The 22,096-nt window shown below is 55.0% G+C and carries 28 protein-coding genes; 13 read left to right on the top strand and 15 right to left on the bottom strand.

Annotated elements, in window-relative coordinates; genetic code table 11:
• The first annotated feature begins 95 nt into the window (after positions 1-95).
• Positions 96-335 (top strand): YceK/YidQ family lipoprotein, encoded by a 240-nt coding sequence (locus ACX8ZY_RS12760; RefSeq protein ID WP_010669829.1) that lies wholly within the window; start codon positions 96-98, stop codon positions 333-335.
• On the opposite strand, the gene ACX8ZY_RS12755 is transcribed toward ACX8ZY_RS12760, so the two are convergent.
• The 3 genes from ACX8ZY_RS12755 to ACX8ZY_RS12745 form a co-directional block, all read right to left on the bottom strand.
• Positions 326-727 (bottom strand): MysB family protein, encoded by a 402-nt coding sequence (locus ACX8ZY_RS12755; RefSeq protein WP_010246413.1) that lies wholly within the window; start codon positions 725-727, stop codon positions 326-328. The genes ACX8ZY_RS12760 and ACX8ZY_RS12755 overlap by 10 nt on opposite strands.
• Positions 728-857: 130 nt before the next feature.
• Entirely contained in the window at positions 858-1,124 is a 267-nt protein-coding gene (locus tag ACX8ZY_RS12750) for a hypothetical protein (RefSeq protein ID WP_010669830.1), read from the bottom strand.
• Positions 1,125-1,653: 529 nt separating this feature from the next.
• Positions 1,654-2,577 (bottom strand): Kdo(2)-lipid IV(A) acyltransferase, encoded by a 924-nt coding sequence (locus ACX8ZY_RS12745; protein WP_010246409.1) that lies wholly within the window; start codon positions 2,575-2,577, stop codon positions 1,654-1,656.
• 252 nt (positions 2,578-2,829) lie between these two features.
• Here ACX8ZY_RS12745 and trhO point away from each other — a divergent pair, with 252 nt between their 5' ends.
• Positions 2,830-3,879, top strand: a complete 1,050-nt coding sequence (trhO, locus tag ACX8ZY_RS12740; RefSeq protein WP_010246407.1) for an oxygen-dependent tRNA uridine(34) hydroxylase TrhO — start codon at positions 2,830-2,832, stop codon at positions 3,877-3,879.
• Positions 3,880-3,918: 39 nt separating this feature from the next.
• Here trhO and ACX8ZY_RS12735 read toward each other — a convergent pair whose 3' ends face one another.
• The 9 genes from ACX8ZY_RS12735 to grxB all read right to left on the bottom strand — a co-directional run bounded on the left by ACX8ZY_RS12735 (position 3,919) and on the right by grxB (position 10,852).
• The gene (locus ACX8ZY_RS12735) at positions 3,919-4,494 is read right to left on the bottom strand and encodes a YceI family protein (RefSeq protein WP_022625884.1); all 576 of its coding nucleotides are present in this window, start codon (positions 4,492-4,494) and stop codon (positions 3,919-3,921) included.
• A 1-nt stretch (position 4,495) separates the two neighbouring features.
• Complete coding sequence (locus ACX8ZY_RS12730) at positions 4,496-5,071, bottom strand: cytochrome b (RefSeq protein ID WP_029519566.1); 576 nt, start codon at positions 5,069-5,071, stop codon at positions 4,496-4,498.
• Positions 5,072-5,365: 294 nt separating this feature from the next.
• On the bottom strand, positions 5,366-6,478 hold the full coding sequence (gene solA / locus ACX8ZY_RS12725; protein ID WP_154209763.1) for an N-methyl-L-tryptophan oxidase: 1,113 nt from the start codon (positions 6,476-6,478) through the stop codon (positions 5,366-5,368).
• A 94-nt stretch (positions 6,479-6,572) separates the two neighbouring features.
• Positions 6,573-6,827, bottom strand: a complete 255-nt coding sequence (gene bssS, locus ACX8ZY_RS12720; protein WP_010246399.1) for a biofilm formation regulator BssS — start codon at positions 6,825-6,827, stop codon at positions 6,573-6,575.
• A gap of 246 nt (positions 6,828-7,073) precedes the next feature.
• Positions 7,074-7,346: a hypothetical protein gene (locus tag ACX8ZY_RS12715; protein WP_010246397.1), complete on the bottom strand. Its 273-nt coding sequence runs from the start codon at positions 7,344-7,346 to the stop codon at positions 7,074-7,076.
• 145 nt (positions 7,347-7,491) lie between these two features.
• Entirely contained in the window at positions 7,492-7,737 is a 246-nt protein-coding gene (dinI, locus tag ACX8ZY_RS12710; RefSeq protein ID WP_010246395.1) for a DNA damage-inducible protein I, read from the bottom strand.
• A 62-nt stretch (positions 7,738-7,799) separates the two neighbouring features.
• Positions 7,800-8,843: a dihydroorotase gene (gene pyrC, locus ACX8ZY_RS12705; RefSeq protein WP_033766918.1), complete on the bottom strand. Its 1,044-nt coding sequence runs from the start codon at positions 8,841-8,843 to the stop codon at positions 7,800-7,802.
• Between the two features lie 683 nt (positions 8,844-9,526).
• Complete coding sequence (locus ACX8ZY_RS12700) at positions 9,527-10,090, bottom strand: lipoprotein (RefSeq protein WP_010246390.1); 564 nt, start codon at positions 10,088-10,090, stop codon at positions 9,527-9,529.
• Positions 10,091-10,204: 114 nt separating this feature from the next.
• On the bottom strand, positions 10,205-10,852 hold the full coding sequence (gene grxB / locus ACX8ZY_RS12695) for a glutaredoxin 2 (RefSeq protein WP_033757257.1): 648 nt from the start codon (positions 10,850-10,852) through the stop codon (positions 10,205-10,207).
• A 299-nt stretch (positions 10,853-11,151) separates the two neighbouring features.
• Here grxB and rimJ point away from each other — a divergent pair, with 299 nt between their 5' ends.
• The 4 genes from rimJ to murJ all read left to right on the top strand — a co-directional run bounded on the left by rimJ (position 11,152) and on the right by murJ (position 14,980).
• Positions 11,152-11,742 (top strand): ribosomal protein S5-alanine N-acetyltransferase, encoded by a 591-nt coding sequence (gene rimJ, locus ACX8ZY_RS12690; RefSeq protein WP_010246386.1) that lies wholly within the window; start codon positions 11,152-11,154, stop codon positions 11,740-11,742.
• A 16-nt stretch (positions 11,743-11,758) separates the two neighbouring features.
• A complete protein-coding gene (locus ACX8ZY_RS12685) occupies positions 11,759-12,397 on the top strand; it encodes a YceH family protein (protein WP_158149411.1) in 639 nt (212 codons plus the stop codon).
• A gap of 1 nt (position 12,398) precedes the next feature.
• A complete protein-coding gene (locus tag ACX8ZY_RS12680; RefSeq protein WP_158149410.1) occupies positions 12,399-13,319 on the top strand; it encodes a Gfo/Idh/MocA family protein in 921 nt (306 codons plus the stop codon).
• Positions 13,320-13,441: 122 nt separating this feature from the next.
• Positions 13,442-14,980, top strand: coding sequence for a murein biosynthesis integral membrane protein MurJ (murJ, locus tag ACX8ZY_RS12675; RefSeq protein WP_010246379.1), 1,539 nt, complete (start codon positions 13,442-13,444; stop codon positions 14,978-14,980).
• A 306-nt stretch (positions 14,981-15,286) separates the two neighbouring features.
• Here murJ and flgN read toward each other — a convergent pair whose 3' ends face one another.
• The 3 genes from flgN to flgA form a co-directional block, all read right to left on the bottom strand.
• Complete coding sequence (gene flgN, locus ACX8ZY_RS12670; protein ID WP_010246377.1) at positions 15,287-15,718, bottom strand: flagellar export chaperone FlgN; 432 nt, start codon at positions 15,716-15,718, stop codon at positions 15,287-15,289.
• A 5-nt stretch (positions 15,719-15,723) separates the two neighbouring features.
• Positions 15,724-16,032, bottom strand: coding sequence for a flagellar biosynthesis anti-sigma factor FlgM (gene flgM / locus ACX8ZY_RS12665; RefSeq protein WP_010246375.1), 309 nt, complete (start codon positions 16,030-16,032; stop codon positions 15,724-15,726).
• A gap of 104 nt (positions 16,033-16,136) precedes the next feature.
• Positions 16,137-16,796, bottom strand: a complete 660-nt coding sequence (gene flgA / locus ACX8ZY_RS12660) for a flagellar basal body P-ring formation chaperone FlgA (protein ID WP_010246373.1) — start codon at positions 16,794-16,796, stop codon at positions 16,137-16,139.
• A gap of 154 nt (positions 16,797-16,950) precedes the next feature.
• On the opposite strand from flgA, the gene flgB reads away from it, so the two are divergent.
• From flgB to ACX8ZY_RS12625, 7 genes are read left to right on the top strand one after another with little or no spacing between them, the layout of a single operon-like run.
• Positions 16,951-17,364: a flagellar basal body rod protein FlgB gene (flgB, locus tag ACX8ZY_RS12655; RefSeq protein ID WP_009090882.1), complete on the top strand. Its 414-nt coding sequence runs from the start codon at positions 16,951-16,953 to the stop codon at positions 17,362-17,364.
• 2 nt (positions 17,365-17,366) lie between these two features.
• Positions 17,367-17,771, top strand: coding sequence for a flagellar basal body rod protein FlgC (gene flgC, locus ACX8ZY_RS12650; RefSeq protein WP_013357440.1), 405 nt, complete (start codon positions 17,367-17,369; stop codon positions 17,769-17,771).
• Between the two features lie 12 nt (positions 17,772-17,783).
• Positions 17,784-18,458: a flagellar hook assembly protein FlgD gene (flgD, locus tag ACX8ZY_RS12645; RefSeq protein WP_033766924.1), complete on the top strand. Its 675-nt coding sequence runs from the start codon at positions 17,784-17,786 to the stop codon at positions 18,456-18,458.
• A 26-nt stretch (positions 18,459-18,484) separates the two neighbouring features.
• Complete coding sequence (gene flgE / locus ACX8ZY_RS12640; protein WP_033779427.1) at positions 18,485-19,741, top strand: flagellar hook protein FlgE; 1,257 nt, start codon at positions 18,485-18,487, stop codon at positions 19,739-19,741.
• A 20-nt stretch (positions 19,742-19,761) separates the two neighbouring features.
• Positions 19,762-20,517 carry a flagellar basal body rod protein FlgF gene (locus ACX8ZY_RS12635; protein WP_010669843.1) on the top strand — a complete coding sequence of 252 codons (756 nt, stop codon included), beginning with the start codon at positions 19,762-19,764 and terminating at the stop codon, positions 20,515-20,517.
• A 17-nt stretch (positions 20,518-20,534) separates the two neighbouring features.
• Positions 20,535-21,317 carry a flagellar basal-body rod protein FlgG gene (gene flgG / locus ACX8ZY_RS12630; RefSeq protein WP_003849881.1) on the top strand — a complete coding sequence of 261 codons (783 nt, stop codon included), beginning with the start codon at positions 20,535-20,537 and terminating at the stop codon, positions 21,315-21,317.
• 60 nt (positions 21,318-21,377) lie between these two features.
• On the top strand, positions 21,378-22,088 hold the full coding sequence (locus ACX8ZY_RS12625; RefSeq protein ID WP_029518984.1) for a flagellar basal body L-ring protein FlgH: 711 nt from the start codon (positions 21,378-21,380) through the stop codon (positions 22,086-22,088).
• Positions 22,089-22,096 lie beyond the last annotated feature (8 nt).

Below are 22,096 nucleotides of genomic sequence, written 5' to 3'. Positions count from 1 at the left end.
TAAAACAGCGATTCGCTGATAAATTTATTGCTGGCAGTCACCGCGAGCAGCGCGTGACGATCTCAATGGCTGTTTCTTCATGGCGGATATGTGTGGTGAAAGGGTGCTTAAAGGCGGGTGTTATCGTCGCGGCTGTGCTCTGCTTAAGCGGATGCGGCAGTATTATCAGCCGTACCATTCCCGGGCAGGGGCACGGTAATCAGTACTATCCCGGCGTACAGTGGGATGTTCGCGACAGCGGATGGCGGGTCCTGACGATCCTCGACCTGCCGCTGTCGCTGGTGGTTGATACCCTGTTGTTACCGGTGGATGCCAGCCACGGTCCTTACGAGTAACTGCGATCGGAATCGCTGTTATCATCTTCCCACTCTTGCGCGGCAGCTTCACCCTCTTCGGTGTCCAGCGGCGGCTCCAGCTGGAACTCGCCGTCATCCCACTCGTGCAGGGTATTTTCTGCTAACCACTCCTGACGTAGTTCAACTTCGTCAAAATCTGCATCAAAAATGGCCTGTGCCGCTTCACCGCTACGGTAAGGCAGACATTCGCCTGCTTCACCTTCTTCTGCCATGAATTCAGCCTGCCACATGATATCGCCATCCTGCATCACATACTTTTGCAGACCAAACTGGCTGATTGATGCATCCCCTTCCTCGAGCTCCGGGTGGTTAGCGAGGAACTCTTCACGTGCAGCATCGATGGCTTCCTCTAAGGTACTGTACATGCTCATCGCTCTTCTCCTTCACGGGTCTTTGACTATGGATTTATTTGATTTCAGTGAAGGATAGACGAAATCTGAAGGAGGGAAAGGTCAGGCCGGTGCAACTGGCGGGAAATAAGCCATTTCCCGCCAGTCAGGGTCAGATCATCTTTTGCGGGAAATGCAAAACCGGTTGAACGGACTCATGAATCACGGGTGCTGAGTAGCGGATACAACATTTTATACATGGCTTAACTTTCTTAAAATTAATTCTGGCGATGGAGAGGGCCTGACTCAAATTATATAACGTGCCGATAAATATGACCTCTTCTTTATCAGGCATACGCTTGCACCCTTTACGATGAAGAAAGTGATAATTTTCCTGATCGGTACCGATTGTAACGTAATAGTAGAGACCTTTGTTCATATTAACTGTCCCATTAGAGGTTTGCTGTGTTGTCTTTTTTATAATTCTGGCCAGAGCCGTTAAAGGCCTGACTGTTACAAACGAAACTACCGATAAGCATTAATGAGTTCAAATTCCATAATGGTCTATCGGGGTGTTAAAAAAATGTAAAATGGAATATAAGCTAAATCATCAAGGCAATCGCTTGTAAAATAAGTTAATTTTTATCGATTCATAAGCGGTGAGACACCGTTAAGACCAGCTAAATAGGATTAGGCCTGGCGTGCAGAATAATCAGCGCCATAACAGATTTAATAGCACTCGCTGCAATATTAATTAATAAATAGCGAAACAGGCTGAATGCCGCCTGCCGTCCTGTTAATTGATTAGCTTTTTTAACTTTAAACAGAGAGAAATTATATTATGAATATAGGTGTTTATTAATTACTGGACCTGCGGTTTCGCTTACAGGCTGAGTCAGCCATGAGTGATTTATTTAGCAGGGGAGTAAAACGCGCTAAATGCCTGACAGACATTTAGCGCGAACAGATTAATAACGGGAGGGTTCGCCCTCGGGGCGCGTTTTAAAGCGGCGGTGGAGCCACATATACTGTTCAGGTGCCAGCAGCACACCCTCTTCAACAACCTGATTCATTCTGGTTGCGGTTGCGACATCACTTTCCAGCGTAAATTCGCCGCTGATGTCAGGCAGTATCATCAGTTCATAGCCGCGACCCCCAGGCAGACGACGCGGCACAAAAGGGATGACAGCCGGTTTACCGGTGCGGATCAGCAGATGAGTACCCACCGTTGTTGCCGCTTTTTCTACGCCAAAGAAGGGGACAAAGACGCTGCTGCGCGGGCCATAATCGTGGTCGGGCGCATACCAGATAATGTCACCCTGTTTCAGTGCGCGGATCATTCCTTTGAGATCTTTACGATCGAGCATGCTTTTATTTGACCGCATCCGACCTTTGACCTGAAGCCAGTCGATCAGTTTGTTGTCATTCGGGCGATAGACGCCAATGCCAGGGTTATGGATACCAAACATGCGTGCACCAATCTCCAGCGTCAGAAAGTGCATGCCGATAAGCAGCACGCCGCGCTGGCTATCGCGCGCCTGCTGAATATGCTCCAGCCCCGAAGGCGTATGCCATTTATTGATGCGCCAGTCAGGCCAGAACCACGCCATACCGGTCTCAATTAATCCCATGCCGACCGATTCGAAATTGTGTTTAACCATCGCTTCGCGTTCATTTACCGGCATATCCGGAAAACTTAATTCCAGATTACGCCGGGAAATACTGACGCGGTGTTTCATAAAACGCATCCCAATGCGGCCAATATTACAGCCGAGAACATAAAGCAGGGGATAAGGAAGTAGCACCAAAAGATAAAGAGAAGCGACACCCAGCCAGGTCAGCCAATAGCGCGGGTGAAGCAGTTCTCGTGAAAACTGAGGCAACTGAGTCATGTGAAGGTTAATTTTCCTGCGTCGCGCACCGTGCGGTGCTGATATCTCGTTGATTTACACCATTGTGCCAGTTTTTGACGTGCGCTTAAATATCACTATCGGAACGTGCCATCAATGAACAAAGGTTAATAGTCCAATGTTGCTGCAAAAAACGGCAACAGGCGATCAATCTGGTCACTGGCCTTTGCATCCCGGTGAAATCAGGTATCATGTGCGCGCTAAATTTCTTCTATTGATAACAGGACGAACACCATGCCAGTGTTACATAACCTCGTTTCCAATAAAGAGCTGAAGGCGCGCATGCTGGCTGAAACCGAGCCGCGCACCACTGTCTCTTTTTATAAATATTTCCAGATTGCCGATCCCAAAGCATTCCGTGACGCGCTCTATCTTGGCCTGACAGCTCTTAAGGTCTTTGGTCGCGTCTACGTGGCCCACGAAGGCATCAATGCGCAGATCAGCGTGCCAGCCAGCCAGTATGAAAAGATGAAAGAATGGCTATATGGCTTTGATCCGGCGCTGAACAACCTGCGGATGAATATTGCGCTGGATGATGATGGTAAATCGTTCTGGGTGCTGCGTCTGAAAGTGCGCGACCGCATTGTCGCGGACGGTATCGAAGACGACAGTTTTGATGCCAGCGATGTGGGTCAGTATCTTAAAGCGGCGGACGTTAACGCCATGCTGGACGATCCTGACGCCCTGTTCGTGGATATGCGTAACCACTACGAATATGAAGTGGGTCGCTTTGATAATGCGCTGGAAGTGCCTGCTGACACCTTCCGCGATCAGCTGCCGATGGCGGTTGAGATGCTGCAGGATCAGAAAGACAAAAAGATCGTGATGTACTGCACCGGCGGGATCCGCTGTGAAAAGGCCAGCGCCTGGATGCGCCACAACGGCTTTGAGGATGTCTATCACATTGAGGGCGGTATCATCGAGTATGCCCGACGCGCCCGTGAGCAGGGATTACCGGTACGTTTCAAAGGCAAAAACTTTGTTTTTGATGAGCGGATGGGTGAGCGGATCTCTGACGATGTGTTGTCGAACTGTCATCAGTGCGGCGAACCCTGTGATACCCACGTTAATTGTGTCAATGACGGTTGTCATCTGCTGTTTATTCAGTGCAAAAGCTGCGCGGAGAAGTTTGAGAACTGCTGTAGCCCGATCTGCCAGGAAGAGGCGAAGCTCTCACCGGAAGAGCAGCGCGCGCGTCGGGCAGGACGTGAAAATGGCAACAAAATCTTTAACAAGTCGCGTGGCCTGTTAAACATGACCATTCCCTCGCCGCTGAAGAAATAAGCGTGGCCGCCTGAAGTCAGCTTCAGGCGGCTTGCTGTTTTACTGGCGTACACCCTCAACCGAAATCATCAGCTGAACCTTCTGCGAAGCTGGCCCCAGATCTTTGGTGATGTTGAAATCTTTCAGTGCAATTTCCCCTTCAGCCTCAAAGCCAGCGCGGTAGCCGCCCCACGGATCTTTACCTTCACCCAGCATTTTCGCCTCGAGCGTTACCGGTTTGGTCACGCCATTCAGCGTAAGATCGCCAGTAATCTTCAGCTCATCACCCTCTTTTTCCACCGCTGTGGATTTGAACGTGGCCTGCGGGTTTTTGCTGGTGTTCAGGAAGTCGGCACTGCGCAGGTGCTTGTCACGTTCAGCATGGTTAGTATCGATGCTGCTGGTGTTAATGGTGACGTCGACTTTATCTGCGGCAGGATTCTTCTCATCAAAGGTAAAGCGGCCATCAAAATCCTTAAAGGTGCCGTAGAGCCAGCTGTAACCCAGATGCTGGATACGGAACTGAATAAAGGCGTGCTGGCCCTCTTTATCGATTTTGTAGTCAGCGGCAGAGGCGGTGAGTGAGCCGAGCAGCAGACTGGCACCGGTCATCGCCAGCAGGGTCTTTTTAAACATATTATTTATCCTTTTCAGAGGGAGAGGTGAAACGCAAACCCGACATCCGTTTTAAGGTGATATCGCGATCGATAAAGTGATGTTTTACCGCAGCCAGCCCATGCAGCAGTGACAGGACCACAACCGTCCAGGCCAGCCAGAGGTGAATGTCGCCCGCAAGATCAGCCTGTTCGCCAGCACCGCTGAACAGCGCGGGCAGGGTGAACCAGCTGAATACCGAGATGGGTTTGCCATCGGCGGTGGAGATCAGATAGCCGCTGATCAGAATCGCCAGCAGCAGGGTATACAGTAACAGGTGGGCCACCACCGAACTGATGCGTACCAGCGGGGAATAACTGCTAAGCGGTTTTGGCGGCGGTGAAATAACGCGCCACAGCAGGCGAACGATCAGCGTCAGCAACAGGATCACGCCGATGCTTTTATGGATCTCAGGCGCGTCGTGATACCAGCTGTCGTAATAGCCGAGGCCGACCATCCATAATCCCAGCGCAAACATGGCGTAAATTGCCAGCGCCATCGACCAGTGCAGCAGCACGGCAACCAGGCCAAACTGATGAGATGAATTACGTAATAACATAATGGGGTTTTCATGAAGTAATAATCTGAAATAAGCATCCACATTATGAAATATAAAAGCAATCATCCTTACGCTTCTATAACTTTAATTTTATATTGTGAAAAGGTTGAATAAATCAGGTGTGAAATGCGCAATATTACTGAATGAGTTATTTGTGAGGCGCTGGTCGTTAACTAAAAAGAGCCGGAATTAACCAAAAGGGCGAAATATATTCTGACTTTATGTCAGTAATAGTCAATTTTCGTCAAAGTCTGTCAGTCGGGCGGCATCAGGCTGATACCACCCTTTATCGAGTCAGAAACGTGAGAGGCGGAAGGGTGTCAGATCAAAAGAGAACGGTTTTTGCTGGGCAAATTCTGCAGCCAGTTCGCCCAATACGCTGGCGAATTTAAACCCGTGTCCACTGAGCCCGGTGATTAACAAGCGGTCTGGTTCACCCGGCAGGGTATCAATTATAAAGTCTTCATCCGGGCTAAAATCGTAGCTGCAGGCTTCGCCATGCAGACAGACACCGACGCCAGGTAAAAACTGACGGAGGAATCCAAAAGCTTCGCTGCCATCGGCCGCCACCGCGCCAAAAGGCTTACGATCCTCAGGCTGCTGCATCAGCTGACCGCCATCATGACGACCCACTTTCAGGGCGTTGTTATCCGCCGGGAAGCCATAAAACTGGCTGCCATCGCCCATTTCCACCGTAAAACCGGGAAACTTATTGTTCTCACTGTAGCGGCCATCTGCCTGATACCAGGCGAACACCTTACGGGTGGGCGCGACCGGCAGGTCAGGAACTAATTTGCCAACCCATGTGCCCGCACTGATCAACATTTTGCGGCCCCGATAGACGCCATCCAGGGTAGTGACCTGCTGCAGATCGCCATCGCGACCCAGCTCTGAAACCGGGCAGTTAAACAGCTGCGCGCAGCCCGCCTGCTCCGCCAGCTGGATCCAGCTGCGTACCGCCTGTTCACATTTCAGATAGCCGGACTGCGGCTCAAATACGCCCAGATAGCCCTCAGGCACATTGATTTGTGGCCAGCGCTTGCGCACGTCATCTGGCTGCATCACCTCAATATTGAGCTGCCAGCGGGTCGCGCTGTCGATGACGTTCTGAATAAACGGCGACTGATTCGGGGCGAGGTTAAGTACGCCACTGCGATGCATGATGCGCTCACCGGCACGCTGTTCCAGCTCATCCCACAGCGTTTGCGCCCGCAGGACCAGGGGAACATAGCGTTCACCTTCACCATAGGCGTGACGAATCAGCCGGCTCTCGCCATGATGTGTGCCCTGATTATGGGGAGGATGGGCGCTGTCGATCATTAACACTGATAAACCCGCCTGGGTGGCATAGTAGCCTGCCGCCGCGCCCACGGAACCGCTGCCAACGATGATAAGATCATAAATCATGGTAACTACGCTCTAAGAGACAGATAATCAAAAGCATACCAGAAACAGAAACGAAAAAGGCACCCCTGAGGGCGCCTCTTTGATGCGGCAGAAATTAATGCTTTTTGAGGAGTCGTTCTATCTGCTCGGCTGATTCTATCTTGGCGATGCCTGCTTCGAGGATCGAGATAAATTGCCTTGCCACATCCGTTGTCAGCCAGTATGTCGGGCCAACATCCGCTTCTTCTTCTTTTTGATCCTGCGACGACAACGAGTGCAGGCGGATCATCATGGCGTCATAGCTGTCAACGGTACTGATATCCCAGCCCACCAGTGGGTGAGTCTGTATAACATCTTTTCTTCTGTCCATTATAACCTCCTTATTACTCGTTAAACGAAGTGCATGATGAGGTTCAATGCGGCTTTTTTATTCCAATAGCGAAACAATTATAACAGTAAACGAGGGTATCACTGTTTAAAAAATGCCGTGAGTCAGCTTCTCACAGAATATTTGCGTTTGAAAGGCGGGCGTAAAAAAATAAAATGCCTGACGGGCAGGCATTTTTATCAGCAGTCAAAAGACAGGCAAAAAGCGGGCTTAGCCGCGTGAGCGGACTCAGAGAGCCGGCGTTTCTGGCACTACGCCGCCGCCGCGTTTTTGCAGTGTTTCTGCCAGACGGGCAAAGTGCTGCTGAAGCTGCTCATCATGGTTTTGATTTTGGGCTTCCAGCGACAGATTGTGTACCAGTAGCTGACTGGCACGATCGTCAAGACAGAAAATCAGACTGGAAAAGGCATTTTCCAGCACCGTTAAACGACGCTTCTGATCACCAATCAGTGCTAACAACTCACCAAAGGTCATCGCCTCTTCCGGTTTATCAGTAGTCATGGTGTCGCACCTCCTGTTATGCGTGACGAGCGCAAGGATAGGGCATTGATCATTAAGAGTCTAGATGCAGGACGGGGTAAGTGCGAGAGGGGAGAAAAGATAAAAAAACCGGGTGGCGACACCCGGAAAAAAAGCACAGTGGCGGTTAATCAGTATTGAACCAGTCGTCAGCGCTTTCCCACGTCTGCTGCAGGATCTCGCTGATCTGGTCGCGCGTCTCTTTTCCACCGCCCAGCACGCTGAGATTATTGGCACTGGCATAACGTACCTTGACGTGATTGGTCGAGTCAGGGAACTGTTCATCAATGCGGCGCGATAATTCATCGCTCAACGCTTCTATCGCACCAGCAGGAAGAGGTCGGGTATTTGATACGGTAATTTCAACGCGCATAACAGCCTCCGTTTAAGATACTGTATATATTTACAGTATCGACAGGCCGGAGGCAAGTAAAATTATGCGATGCGCCAGTTTAGTGTTTCACCCGCCAGGAACGGCACCAGTGAATGGCTGCCGAGCGCGATGGACTCTGGCACCTGCCAGGACTCACGCACCAGGGTAATCGTCCCTTCATTCAGCGGCAGGCCGTAAAAACGCGGGCCATTCTCCGAACAGAACGCTTCAAAATGTTCCAGCGCGTTCAGCTCTTCAAAAACGGTGGCGTAAGCGGGTAACGACACTGGCGCATTAAATACCCCCGCGCAGCCGCAACTGGCCTCTTTGAGATGACGCAGATGCGGTGCTGTGTCGGTGCCGAGGAAGACGCGCGGATGACCACTCGCTACTAATTTGCGCAATGCTTCCTGATGCACGTTGCGTTTAAGAATCGGCAGGCAATAGAGGTGCGGACGAATACCGCCCACCAGCATGTGATTGCGGTTAAACATCAAATGCTGCGGGGTAATGGTCGCGCCCAGCGTCTCATCGGCGGCGGCAACATATTCTGCGGCGTCCTGAGTAGTAATGTGCTCCATCACCACTTTCAGTGCCGGAAACTGGCTGCGCAGCGGCACCATAACCGTTTCGATAAACCGGGCTTCGCGGTCAAAAATGTCGACATGCGCATCGGTGACTTCGCCGTGGATCAGCAGTGGCATACCGAGCTTCTGCATCCGCTCCAGCACGCGGGCAATGGAGGCGATATCGGTAACGCCATGGCTGGAGTTCGTCGTAGCGTGCGCCGGATAGAGCTTAGCCGCGGTAAACAGACCGGAGGTGAAACCGCGCTCAAGCTCATCAGGATCAAGCGAGTCGGTCAGATAGCAGGTCATCAGCGGCGTAAAGGCGTGATCGGCGGGCAGCGCCGCCAGGATGCGATCGCGGTACGCTTCACCTGCTGCCACGCTGGTCACCGGTGGCACCAGGTTAGGCATCACAATGGCACGACCATTCACCGCGCTGGTATAGGGCAGGACCGTGTTGAGCATCTCATCGTCGCGCAGATGAATATGCCAGTCGTCAGGGCGACGCAGGGTAAGTTGCTGAGGTTGTGCTGTCATCAGTGAAGCTCCGGCAGAAGGGAAACAAAAGGCGTGTTTTGGCCGGGGTCTAAGCATAAGGATTCAGGCAACCGTTTGCACCTGCTTTTTATGCTGTCAAAGAAAATCCGCTGCCCAACAGGGTAATGCTGGTCAGTTAAGATTAGATTTGTAAAGGCTGTCACGGTCAAACGTGGCAGCTTTTTTCCGGGCGAGCGAGCCGCAGTGCGGGCCAGAGCACCTCTGCTGCTGCCGGGCCGTCCTCGCGCCGCTCACGCGGTACCTTCGGCTTTGACGTCGTGCCGACGAACCGTTCGGGGATCGGCCCTCCCTGGCCGGCCCCGAACTGTCCACGCTTCCCGGCGTGGACTTCTGGCCCACCGTCACGCCTCAGCGCTGCGGATAGCCCTTTCAGCAGCAGAGGCGCTCAGGCCTCCACTTTCGTGCCCTTTCTGACAACATTCACTGAAGTTTCAGAGCAGGCCGGTGCCGCTCAGGGGCTGGCAATCCGCAGCGCGGAACAGAATGAGTCTGCCAGGAGAGCCCGCAGGACGCGGGCGAAAGGCGGGGCGGCACAGGATGTGCCATCCCCGGCGGTCCGTCAGGCAGGCGAATGAAGTGAAGGAACCGCGCAGCGGCGCGAGGACCGCCAGCCCCTGAGCGGCACCAGACTGCGTTGTCACCTGTCGCTTAACTGACTGGCATTACTGCGTAAAGGGAATAACCAGTTCGCCAGGTTTCACTTCCAGTCCTTTGGCAAATTTCTTCGCCAACGACTCGCCTTTGCTGCGGTCGGCGCTGAGCACGTAAGCCGGCTTTTGATCAAAGTAGTTTTTCAGCGACTGATTCAGATAAGGCGTCAGCGTTTTCATAATGGAGGCCATTTTTTCCGGAGCAACCTGCGCATCAACAATTTCCAGATCGCGCAGATAGATTGCACCCTGCTGCTGGTCATAGACCGGCTGAGCACGCATCTTCAGTTGCATATCGGCCTGCTGCGGACCAAACAGTGACGTCACATTGATTTTAGCATTGCCAGAGAGCGTCACTTTACCTGGCTCTTCACGGCCAATCTGACTGGTCAGATTGTTCAGGACGATGTGCGCATTAACCAGCCCGGAAACGCCAATATCTTTCTCATAGTTGTTGTGCTTCTGCAGCGCCTGGTTTACTTCCTGTTCGCTGATGGTGTATTGCGTCAGTTGATTACAGCCGCTCACCAGCAGCGCGATCAACAGGGCAGTCAGCCCGAAAAAAGCCTTTTTCATCGATCTTTATCCTGAATATCAGAGCCAATAAACAGGCCATAGCCTGCCTGAATGCGTAGCGGGTGTCATCAGGAAAGAGATGAGAAACGCCGCAGCGTCTCTCATCGGGAGGGGTTAGTGAGCTATCGAGGAGAGCAGATTCACCTGGGTCTGTTTAGCCATGTTATCGCGGTAGTCAGCGACCCGGCTCGGCCAGTCGATTCCGGCCACCAGCGTCAGAGAGCGCAGCAGCGGGAAGAGATTAAAATCATCTTCGGACAGCTCGCCATTCACCGCATTGGGCTGGGCGATTAATTTGTCCAGCTTGCGCAGATCGTCGCTGACGTTCTTAATCAGGCCGGCAGAATGACTTTTCAGCGTGTCGAAATCACCGATGCTCGCCTGCTTTTTGTTGCGGAAATAGTCACGCGCCTCCGGCGTCGCGAATTCGGCAAACGCCGCCTCTGCAATGCGCGGCAGCAGCAGTTTATTGACATAGCTGTTCATGTGACGCAGCCAGTCGCCGATCGCCGGATTCAGCGCGCCGATGATCAGCGGTTCGCCATCCTGCTGATCGACATAGTGTACGATCTCCATACTCTCAGGCATCGCGCTGCCATCCTGCTTCTGCAGAATGGGCGCCATTTTCTGTCCGATCAGTCGTTTCGGCGTCTCTTCATCGTCGTTGAGCATTACCACCAGCTCAACCGGTTTGTTTTTCAGGCCAAAAATCATTCGCGCTTTAACGCAGAAAGGGCAGTGGTCGTAGATATAGAGCTTCATCCTGATCTCCCGGGTTTTACAGGTTTAGTGTTTAACAGAGTGAATCAATTCATCCTGCTTTCGGGCTCGTAAAAAGTATGGAAGAGATTACCCCACAGGGCAAACCTGCCTGTCAGGCACGCTGCAGGATCCGCTGCTGATGCTGCCTGCAGCAGGGGTTATCCGCGGTGCGACCCGAGCAAAATCAGCCTCTTTATCGCTAAACCGCTGTAACGTTTTACCGGAGCCCAGGCGGCGGTTATAGTGAAAGCCGGGTAATGACGGCTCATCTCTATCAGCCATTGATTTCAGGAGTCAGGATGTTTGGCTATCGTTCTGCCGCGCCCAGGGTGCGATTAACCACCGATCGGCTGGTGGTCCGTCTGGTTCACGAGCGTGATGCCTGGCGAATGGCAGATTACTACGCGGAAAACCGCCTGTTTTTAAAACCGTGGGAGCCGGTGCGTGATGACAGCCACTGCTACCCCTCGGGCTGGCAGGCGCGGCTTGGGCTGATTTCCGACATGCATAAGCAGGGTTCGGCCTTCTATTTCATTTTAATGGACAGCGATGAAACCGAAGTGAGGGGAGTGGCGAACTTCAGCAACGTGTTACGCGGATCCTTTCATGCCTGTTATCTCGGCTATTCACTGGGGGAAAAGTGGCAGGGGCAGGGGTTCATGTTCGAAGCGTTGCAGGTGGCAATCCGCTATATGCAGCGCCAGCAGCATATTCACCGCATCATGGCTAATTACATGCCGCACAACCAGCGCAGCGGCGATCTGCTGGCGCGACTCGGTTTTGAGAAAGAGGGTTACGCGAAAGATTATCTGCTGATCGACGGACGCTGGCAGGATCACGTGCTGACAGCCTTAACCCTGCGGGAATGGACGCCTGACCGGCGTGGATAATAATGAGGATGCGAGCATGAAGATGACTTTATCGGCGCAGGCGATGCGCGTGCTGGGCTGCCTGCTGGAAAAGCAGGTCACCACGCCGGAACAGTATCCGCTGTCACTGAATGGCGTGGTGGTGGCCTGTAACCAGAAATCGAACCGCGAGCCGGTGATGGAGCTGAGCGAAAGTGAGGTACAGAATCAGCTCGATCAACTGGAAAAACGGCATCTGATTACCGCCAGCAGCGCCGCCGGGCAGCGGGTCGTGAAATATGAGCAGCGTTTCTGCAACTCCGCGTTTGGCACGCTAAAGCTTAATAGCGCAGAAGTCGCTCTGTTGACGCTGCTGTTACTGCGCGGGCCCCAGACGCCAGGCGAACTGCGTACCCGCAGCGGCCGTCTGCACGAGTTCAGTGATGTCAGCGAAGTTGAGAAAACGCTGGAAGGATTGATGCAGCGCGACGACAGTGCTCAGGTGATCCGTCTGCCGCGTGAACCTGGCAAGCGCGAAAGTCGCTTTATGCATCTGCTGGGCGATGAGCCTGACCAGCCGCAGGCCGCAGACGCGTCAGAAGAGCAGGGCGATCTGGCGGCGCGCGTCGCAACGCTGGAACAGCAGGTTGCAGCGCTTCAGGCACAACTCACCCAACTGCTGCAACCGGAGAGCTGAGATGACCTTACGTATTGGCATGGTGGGATTAGGCGGTATCGCGCAGAAAGCCTGGCTGCCGGTGCTGTCGGCAGCGACGGACTGGACCCTGGCAGGGGCGTTTTCCCCGAACCAGGCCAAAGCCCGGCCGGTCTGTGACAGCTATCGCATGCCATGTTTTGGTTCGCTGAATGAATTAGCCGCTGCCTGCGACGCGGTCTTTGTCCACAGCAGCACCGCCACGCACTATGAAGTGGTCAGGGCGCTGCTGCTGGCAGGAAAGGATGTCTGCGTCGATAAGCCGCTGGCTGAAACCCTGGAGCAGGCTGAGGCGCTGGTGGCGCTGGCGGAAAAACGGCAGCGTAAACTGATGGTGGCGTTTAACCGGCGGTTCGCCCCGCGCTATCAGCAGCTGCGGGCGGAGATGGCTAGCGCGACTTCTCTGCGGATTGAAAAGCACCGTAACGACAGCGTCGGGCCACAGGATCTCCGCTTTACCCTGCTCGATGACTACCTGCATGTGGTGGATACCGCCCTCTGGCTGGGTGGGAAACCTTTTCGCCAGGTTCAGGGACGCATCGACACCAACGAACAGGGGCAGATGCTCTATGCCGAGCACCATTTCGCTGTTGAGGGCTTGTCGATTACCACCAGTATGCACCGGCGCGCAGGCAGTCAGCGCGAGCGGGTCAGCGCAGTGTGTGACGGTAAGTGCATCGACATCAGTGAAATGCGCGACTGGCAGGAAGAACGGCGTGACGGGCTGCTGATTACGCCACCGCCCGCCTGGCAGAGTCATCTGACCCAGCGCGGTTTCAGCGGTGCGGCTCGCCATTTCATCGACTGCGTACAAAATCAGACGAAGCCTGAAACCAGCGGTGAGCAGGCGCTGATGGCGCAGCGTGTGGTGGAAAAATTGTGGCGTGAGGCGACGCAGGAATAACGCCTTGTAACACTCCGTGCTGGTCATTTCCCTCCGTGGCAGTAGACTGTCGCCGGGCATCTTCTAGGTGCCCGCGCTAATTCTCCTTTTTTGCCGATTCTTTTCAGGATGCGCCGTCAATTATGAATTTGTTGAAATCGCTGGCAGCGGTCAGTTCTATGACCCTGTTTTCCCGCGTACTGGGCTTTGCCCGTGATGCCATCGTGGCGCGGGTGTTTGGCGCCGGAATGGCGACCGATGCGTTCTTTGTTGCGTTTAAACTTCCCAATCTGCTGCGGCGTATTTTTGCTGAAGGCGCCTTTTCTCAGGCCTTCGTGCCCATTCTGGCTGAATATAAAAGCAAGCAGGGCGAAGAGGCGACGAAACTGTTCCTGGCTTACGTCTCGGGCCTGCTGACGCTGGCACTGGCGCTGGTTACGGTGGCGGGCATGATTGCTGCGCCCTGGGTCATCATGGTGACGGCCCCCGGCTTTGCCGACAGTCCCGATAAGTTTGCGCTCACCAGCTCGCTGCTGCGGGTGACCTTTCCCTACATTATGCTGATTTCGCTGGCGTCACTGGCGGGTGCGGTGCTGAACACCTGGAACCGCTTCTCGGTACCGGCCTTTGCACCGACCCTGCTGAACGTCAGCATGATTGGCTTTGCGCTGTTTGCCGCGCCGCACTTCCACCCACCGGTAATGGCGCTGGCCTGGGCAGTGGTAGCAGGTGGCGTGCTGCAGCTCGGCTATCAGCTGCCACACCTGAAGAAGCTCGGGATGCTGGTGCTGCCACGCCTGAATCTGCGTGATGCGGGCGTCTGGCGGGTCATGCGTCAGATGGGACCTGCCATTCTGGGCGTTTCTGTCAGTCAGATCTCGCTGATCATCAATACCATCTTCGCCTCGTTTCTGGTCTCAGGTTCGGTCTCCTGGATGTACTACGCGGACCGCCTGATGGAGTTCCCCTCGGGTGTGCTGGGCGTGGCGCTGGGCACCATTCTGCTGCCGTCGCTGGCCAAAAGTTTTGCCAGCGGCAACCATGATGAATATTCCCGGCTGATGGACTGGGGTCTGCGCCTCTGTTTTCTGCTGGCGCTTCCCAGCGCGGTGGCGCTGGGCATGCTCTCCGGCCCGCTGACCGTGGCGCTGTTCCAGTACGGCAAATTCACTGCCTTTGATGCACTGATGACGCAGCGCGCCCTGATCGCCTACTCCGTCGGACTGATGGGGCTGATCGTGGTCAAGGTGCTGGCTCCGGGCTTCTATTCCCGTCAGGACATCAAAACGCCGGTTAAAATCGCGATTATCACGCTGATCATGACGCAGGTAATGAACCTGGCGTTTATTGGTCCGCTGAAACACGCCGGTCTGTCACTGTCGATTGGGCTGGCAGCCTGTCTGAATGCGTCGCTGCTCTACTGGCAGCTGCGTAAGAAGAATATCTTTATGCCGCAGCCGGGCTGGAGCAGCTTCCTGATCCGCCTGCTGATAGCCGTAGTGGTGATGGCAGGCGCGCTGTTTGCCATGCTGCAGTGGATGCCAGCCTGGGAGCAGGGATCGATGCTGTGGCGGCTGCTGCGCCTGGCCGCGGTCTGTGGTGTGGGCGGCGGGGCCTACTTCCTGGCGCTGGGGCTGCTGGGCTTCCGGCTGCGCGACTATGCGCGTCGCACCGCTGTGTAAAGCTTGCCGCAATAAATAAATTCAACGCGCAGGGAACAGGGGCAGATGAGGAAAGCGTCCCGCGCCATGGACAAAAACGCCGGGAGCGTTTTTGAACAACGCAACGCGTTGGCCCGGCAACGGGCGCACCTCAGGGATGAGGTGCGTAATCGCGCGGGCCGAGCGGCCAGGGATTGGCTTTAGCGTCTTTCCGATCTGCCCCTGTTCCCTGTGCAGGCTCAATTTTAAAGCTCATCATGGTGAAGGAAAAAACGCACCAATAAAAAATCCCGCACCAGGCGGGATTTTTTTTCGCTACTTGCCGGTTCAGGCTTTGCGACTTAACGTCGCCTGGCCTTTACCCATCCCATCCGGGCCGTAAAAGGCCTGGGTCTGATGCGGCTTCAGCACGTCAAGCGCATCCTGGGTGTAGCGGATCTGGTGTTGCAGCAGCAGGCCGTTATGAACATTGGCATCCTGCAGACGACGGCTATGCTGCTGGATAGTGTCCCAGCGGCGCGCCATGTCGTTCTGACCACGATAAGGTGCCGATGTCGCCTGACTCTGCTCAGCGGTGCGGCGCATCTCATCCAGATAGTTCAGCGTACTGAGCAGCGCGCTTTTATCTTCGGTAATACGCTGCAACAGATTACTGTTAATGTTTCCGGCGGCCAGTTGCTGCTGCTCTTCTTCCAGCACGGCTGAGAGCGACGCCAGCACGTCCTGCATCTTATCTAAGGTGGTCTGCAAATTACTCATGGGAACTAATTACCCTCTAAATACGCCTTGGTGTCGGCAATCAGCGCATCGGCGATTTTGCCGGTATCCATCTTCAGTTCGCCATTACGAATGGCGGTTTTCAGTTGTTCAACGCGCTCGACGTTAATATCTTTGCTGCTCGGCTGCATCAGCTGCGACTGCGCGCTGCTCAGGCTGACCTGGGCTGCTGCAGGGGTCGTGGCTGCTGCCACCGGGCTGGCGCTCTGGCGCACTTTGCTGCTGCCGGACTCACTGCTATCGCGGCTCTGTACGGTGCTGGCGGGTTTCAGAGGTTGCGTTCTGTCAATGCTCATGTTCGGGCTCCTGTACGGTCAGGGGAAGTCTGCCACCTGAATCAGAATAGCGTTATCGCTTCGTTGATTCTTCTATCGGCAGCACTACTGGCTTCTTTAACACTTTACAGCGTTATAAGAATATTCCCATCCTCGCGTACCTTACCGCTGACAATCTGGCCATTTCCCATCCTGACCCGGACCGACTGCGATCGGGCGGCGTTATTCAGCGCCTTGCCCTCACCGCTGGCGTCAAAGCCGTCACCGCTGGCAATCACCATCACATTCTGCCCCGCCTTGACACGCCACGGCTGACGCAGCGTGGAGGGATTAATCGGCTGTCCTGGCTGGATATCGCGCAGCACCACGGCGTCTGCCACCGAGTCCGCATTCAGCAGGGCGCGGGCGGGCAGAGTATCAAGGCGGCCGGTCTGCAGAGTGAAATCACTCTCGCTCACGCTACTGCCCTGGCTCAGCAGCCGGTTCGCCACCAGATAGGAACCGGTGACCTGCACCTGTACCTGAATATAACGGCGGTTCTCACCACAGTTTGCCGCCACGCTCATATTGCCCCACAACCGGCTGTTGCCGGGCAGGGTGAACTGTGGCGCCTCACAGGCTGGCCACTGTTCCTGCGGCGTGCGTACCACCACGACCATGCCATCAGCATGCTGGGCGTCACGCGCTTTAAAAAATTGATTCAGTTGTGCATTGAGATCCCCGGCGGAAACCGGCAGGGCGATCGCGACCAGCAGGCTGGTCAGCAGGGTCAGATATCGACGCATTGTGCATTTCCTCACTGATGATGGCGACGAGTGTAACCCTTAAGAAAAATCCTTAATTGTCAAAATAGCGGTCATTTGAGGCCTTATTCAGACGATGACCCCTTGCATTTTCAAATTAAGCTGCGAGCTCGAAATTCTCATACGCGGAGGAAACATGCTCGACAAACTGGATGCGGCGCTGAAATTTGGTACGGAGGCCCTCAACCTGCGTGCTCAACGTCAGGAGATCCTGGCGTCAAATATTGCCAACGCCGATACCCCTGGTTATCAGGCCCGGGATATCGACTTTGCCAGCGAGCTGAGTCGGGTGATGTCCAATGGTCGTGCGGAAGGCAGCAGCATGGCGTTAAAAGTCACGTCAGCTCGCCACATTGAAGCACAGACAAACGGCGTGCCATCGATGGATATGCTTTATCGCATTCCTGACCAGCCTTCTGCCGACGGCAACACCGTAGATATGGACCGTGAGCGTACGCAGTTCGCGGATAACAGCCTGAAATATCAAACCGACCTCACCCTCATCAGTAGCCAGATCAAAGGCATGATGAGCGTGTTACAAGGACAATAATTATGGCCTTGCTGAATATTTTTGACATTGCCGGTTCAGCGATGACCGCGCAATCACAGCGATTAAACGTCAGTGCCAGTAACCTGGCGAACGCCGACAGCGTCACCGGCCCCGATGGCAAGCCTTACGTGGCAAAGCAGGTGGTTTTCCAGACCGATGCAGCACCAGGCTCAGCCACCGGCGGCGTGAAAGTGGCAAGAGTCGTGGATGACCCTACACCTGCCAAGCTGGTCTATGACCCGGGCAATCCGATGGCAGATGCCAAAGGCTACGTGAAGATGCCGAACGTGGATGTGGTCTCTGAAAGCGTCAACACCATGTCGGCGTCACGCAGCTACCAGGCCAACGTCGAAGTGCTCAACACCGTGAAGTCGATGATGATGAAAACCCTGACGATCGGGCAATAACGGAGAAAAATTATGGCTATCGCGGTAGGCGTTAACGAAAGACTGGACCCCACGGTCCTTAGCTCCTCTAACACCAGTGGCACCGGCAACAATGCGCAGGATCTGCAGAATCAGTTCCTGACCATGCTGGTGACGCAGTTAAAAAACCAGGATCCCACCAATCCAATGGATAACAGCCAGCTCACCACGCAGCTGGCACAGATCAATACCCTGAGCGGCATTGAAAAACTGAATACCACGCTGGGATCGATCTCCGGCCAGATCAGCACCAGCCAGTCGCTGCAGAGCTCCACGCTGATTGGGCATGGCGTAATGGTCAATGGCGGACAGATTCTGGTAGGCAACGGCACCACAACGCCATTTGGCGTTGAGCTGGCCTCCGCCTCAACCGGCACATCGGCCACCATTAAAGATGCCAGTGGCACGGTGATCGACACCGTCGATCTGGGCGCGCTGAGCGCTGGCGTGCACACCTTCTCGTGGGACGGCAAGCTGACAGATGGCTCTGTCGCCCCGGATGGTAAATACAGCGTTGCGATTGCCGCAAGCAATGGCAACACACAACTGGTGGCACAACCGCTTAACTACGCCTACGTCAATGGGGTGAGTACTGCGAACAACACCACAAAACTGGATCTCGGCACCATGGGCTCCGCCACCCTTGACGACGTACGTCAGATTCTCTGATTAACCTGTAGACAGGAAACAAACACATGTCATTTTCCCAAGCGGTCAGCGGCCTTGGTGCTGCTTCAAGTAACCTTGATGTCATCGGTAACAACATTGCCAACTCCGCCACTGCGGGCTTTAAATCGAGCACCATCGCGTTTGCCGATATGTTTGCCGGTTCTAACGTCGGCCTCGGTACCAAAGTTGCTGCGGTAATCCAGAACTTTAACGACGGCGCCACCACCACGACCAGCCGTGGCCTGGACGTTGCGCTGAGCGGTAACGGTTTCTTCCGTATGACCGACAGCAGCGGCGGCGTCTTCTATTCACGCAATGGTCAGTTAACACTGGATGCTAACCGTAACCTGGTCAACACCCAGGGTCTGAACGTGACCGGCTATCCGGCCAGCGGTTCACCGGCCACTATCCAGGCAGGTGCTAACCCGGTGGCGCTGCGTATTCCTACCGAGCAGATGTCAGCCCGCGCGACCACTACCGCCGGTCTGGTTGCCAACCTGAACTCAACGGACAAAACGCCATCTGTGGCCACCTTCTCGACGGCGAACGCAGACAGCTACAACAAGAAAACCACGGCAACCGTGTTCGACTCGCAGGGTAATGACCACGCGCTCGACATGTATTTCGTGAAAGACACCACCAGCAACAGCTGGACCGTGCGTACCATTGATGGCAACACCGGCAGTTCAGCGGGTGACTTCAGAATGGCGTTTGACACCAGCGGTAAGCTGACCAGCGTCTCTAAGCTGGATGCCACCGGCGCTGTCGTCAGCACGACGACCGATGGCACCGTTGGCCTGACGCTGAACGTGGGCGGAGCGAATGGCGCAGTCGCCAATCAGCCGATCAACCTGAGCATGCTGGGCAGCCTGCAGCAGAACACCGGCAGCACCACGTTTGGCAGCCCGACCCAGGATGGTTATGCACCTGGCGATCTGACCAGCTACGCGATCAATGATGACGGCACCATCACCGGCAGCTATTCAAATCAGAAAACCCAGCTGCTGGGTCAGATTGTCCTGGCGAGCTTCTCTAACCCGGAAGGTCTGCAGTCTCAGGGCGACAACGTCTGGTCTGCCTCAAGTGCATCCGGTCAGGCGGCAGTCGGTCTGGCGAATACCGGCACCTTTGGTTCACTGACAGCTGGCGCACTGGAATCTTCCAACGTCGACATGAGTAAAGAGCTGGTGAACATGATCGTCGCGCAGCGTAACTATCAGGCGAATGCGCAGACCATCAAAACTCAGGACCAGATTCTCAACACGCTGGTTAACTTACGTTAATTCGCTAACAGGATTGCCATATGGATCACGCGATATATACCGCGATGGGCGCGGCCAGCCAGACGCTGGATCAGCAGGCGGTCACCGCCAGCAACCTCGCCAACGCCTCTACACCGGGTTTTCGTGCGCAGCTGAATGCGCTGCGCGCCGTGCCGGTGAGTGGCTGGTCGCTGCCAACCCGTACGCTGGTCGCCGCCTCGACACCGGGCGCCGACATGAGTCAGGGCGCGATGGATTACACCGAGCGTCCGCTCGATGTGGCGGTGCAGCAGGATGGATGGCTGGCGGTGCGTACCGCTGACGGCAGCGAAGCCTATACCCGCAACGGCAATATGCAAATCAGTCCGACCGGTACGCTGACGGTTCAGGGCAATCCTGTGATGGGCGATGGCGGTCCGATTGTGATCCCGCAGGGCACTGAAATCACCATTGCAGCCGACGGCTCGATCACCGGGCTGAATGCCGGTGATTCGCCGAACGCCACGGTTCAGCTGGGCAAGCTGAAGCTGGTCAGGGCAACCGGGCAGGAGCTGCAGCGCAGTGATGACGGCATGTTCCGGCCTACTGCGTCGACGCAGGCGACCCGCGGTGCCGCGCTGCAGGCTGATGCCACCATGCAGGTGATGCCTGGCGTGCTGGAAGGCAGCAACGTCAAACCGGTAGAAACCATGGTCGATATGATCGCCAACGCCCGACGTTTTGAGATGCAGATGAAAGTCATCACCAACGTCGACGAAAATGAACAAAAAGCCAACCAGCTCCTGAGCATGGGCTAAGGCACGAGGATAACAACATGATTCGTTCTTTATGGATCGCTAAGACCGGTCTTGATGCGCAGCAGATGAACATGGACGTCATTGCCAACAACCTGGCAAACGTCAGCACCAACGGCTTTAAGCGTTCGCGTGCCGTGTTCGAAGATCTGATGTACCAGACCATGCGCCAGCCGGGCACCCAGTCATCTGAACAGACAACGCTGCCATCTGGTTTGCAGATCGGTACCGGTGTACGTCCGGTGACCACTGAACGTCTGCATACGCAGGGCAACCTGTCGCAGACCAGCAACTCAAAAGATATCGCCATTAACGGCCAGGGTTATTTTCAGATTCAGATGCCGGATGGCACCTCTGCTTATACCCGTGACGGCGCGTTTCAGGTTGATCAGAACGGCCAGCTGGTGACCAACTCCGGTTTCCCGGTACAGCCAGGCATTACCATTCCGGCTAACGCCACCAGCATCACGGTGTCGCGTGACGGTGTGGTCAGCGTAACGCAGCAGGGACAGGCCCAGGCCGCGCAGGTCGGTCAGTTAACCCTGAGCACCTTTATGAATGACGCCGGTCTCGATAGCGTGGGTGAAAACCTCTACAAGGAAACGCAGGCATCGGGCGCACCGACGGACAGCACGCCAGGCCAGAACGGCGCGGGTCTGCTCTATCAGGGCTATACCGAAACCTCAAACGTTAACGTAGCGGAAGAGCTGGTCACCATGATCCAGACGCAGCGCGCCTACGAAATCAACAGCAAGGCGATCAGTACCTCTGATCAGATGCTGGCGAAATTAACTCAGCTTTAATCCCGAACAGGGCCAGCCCGTGCTGGCCTGAATGACAGACATTAATAAGGTCGTGACGCCGTGGCGAAGCAACAGATTCTCAAGCCTGGACATTGGTTAGTCGCCTCGTTGCTGCTAACTCTCAACGGATGTGCCCTGGTCCCGCGTACCCCGCTGGTCGAAGGTGCAACTACAGCGCAACCAATGCCGTCCGCGCCACCGGTGGTCAACGGCTCTATATTCCAGGGCGTCGCGCCGCTTAACTACGGCTATCAGCCGCTGTTTGAAGATCGCCGTCCACGCAACATTGGCGATACCCTGACCATTACGCTGCAGGAAAACGTCAGCGCCAGCAAGAGCTCCTCAGCCAATGCCAGCCGCGATGGCAGCAACAGCTTTGGTGTGAGCGCGGTGCCGACCGGTCTGGCAGGCCTGGTGGGTGCAGGTGGTGAAAAAGCCAACCTCAGCGCCGAAGGCAAAAATGATTTCGCAGGTAAAGGCGGCGCATCCGCCAATAACACCTTTACCGGCACCATTACCGTCACCGTGGATCAGGTGTTGTCAAACGGCAACCTGCACGTGGTCGGTGAAAAACAGATCGCCATTAATCAGGGCACGGAGTTCATTCGCTTCTCGGGCGTGGTCAACCCACGCACCATCAGCGCCAGTAACGCCGTGTTATCTACCGCTGTCGCCGATGCACGTATTGAGTACGTCGGAAATGGTTACATCAATGAGGCGCAGACCATGGGTTGGTTCCAGCGTTTCTTCCTGAACATCTCGCCGATGTAAGAGGTTTC

This window comes from Pantoea sp. XAF26B01_ASV70 (genome assembly GCF_054512635.1).
The sequence above is the reverse complement of the archived record's forward strand: the minus strand, read 5'-3'. Positions and strand labels throughout refer to the sequence as shown.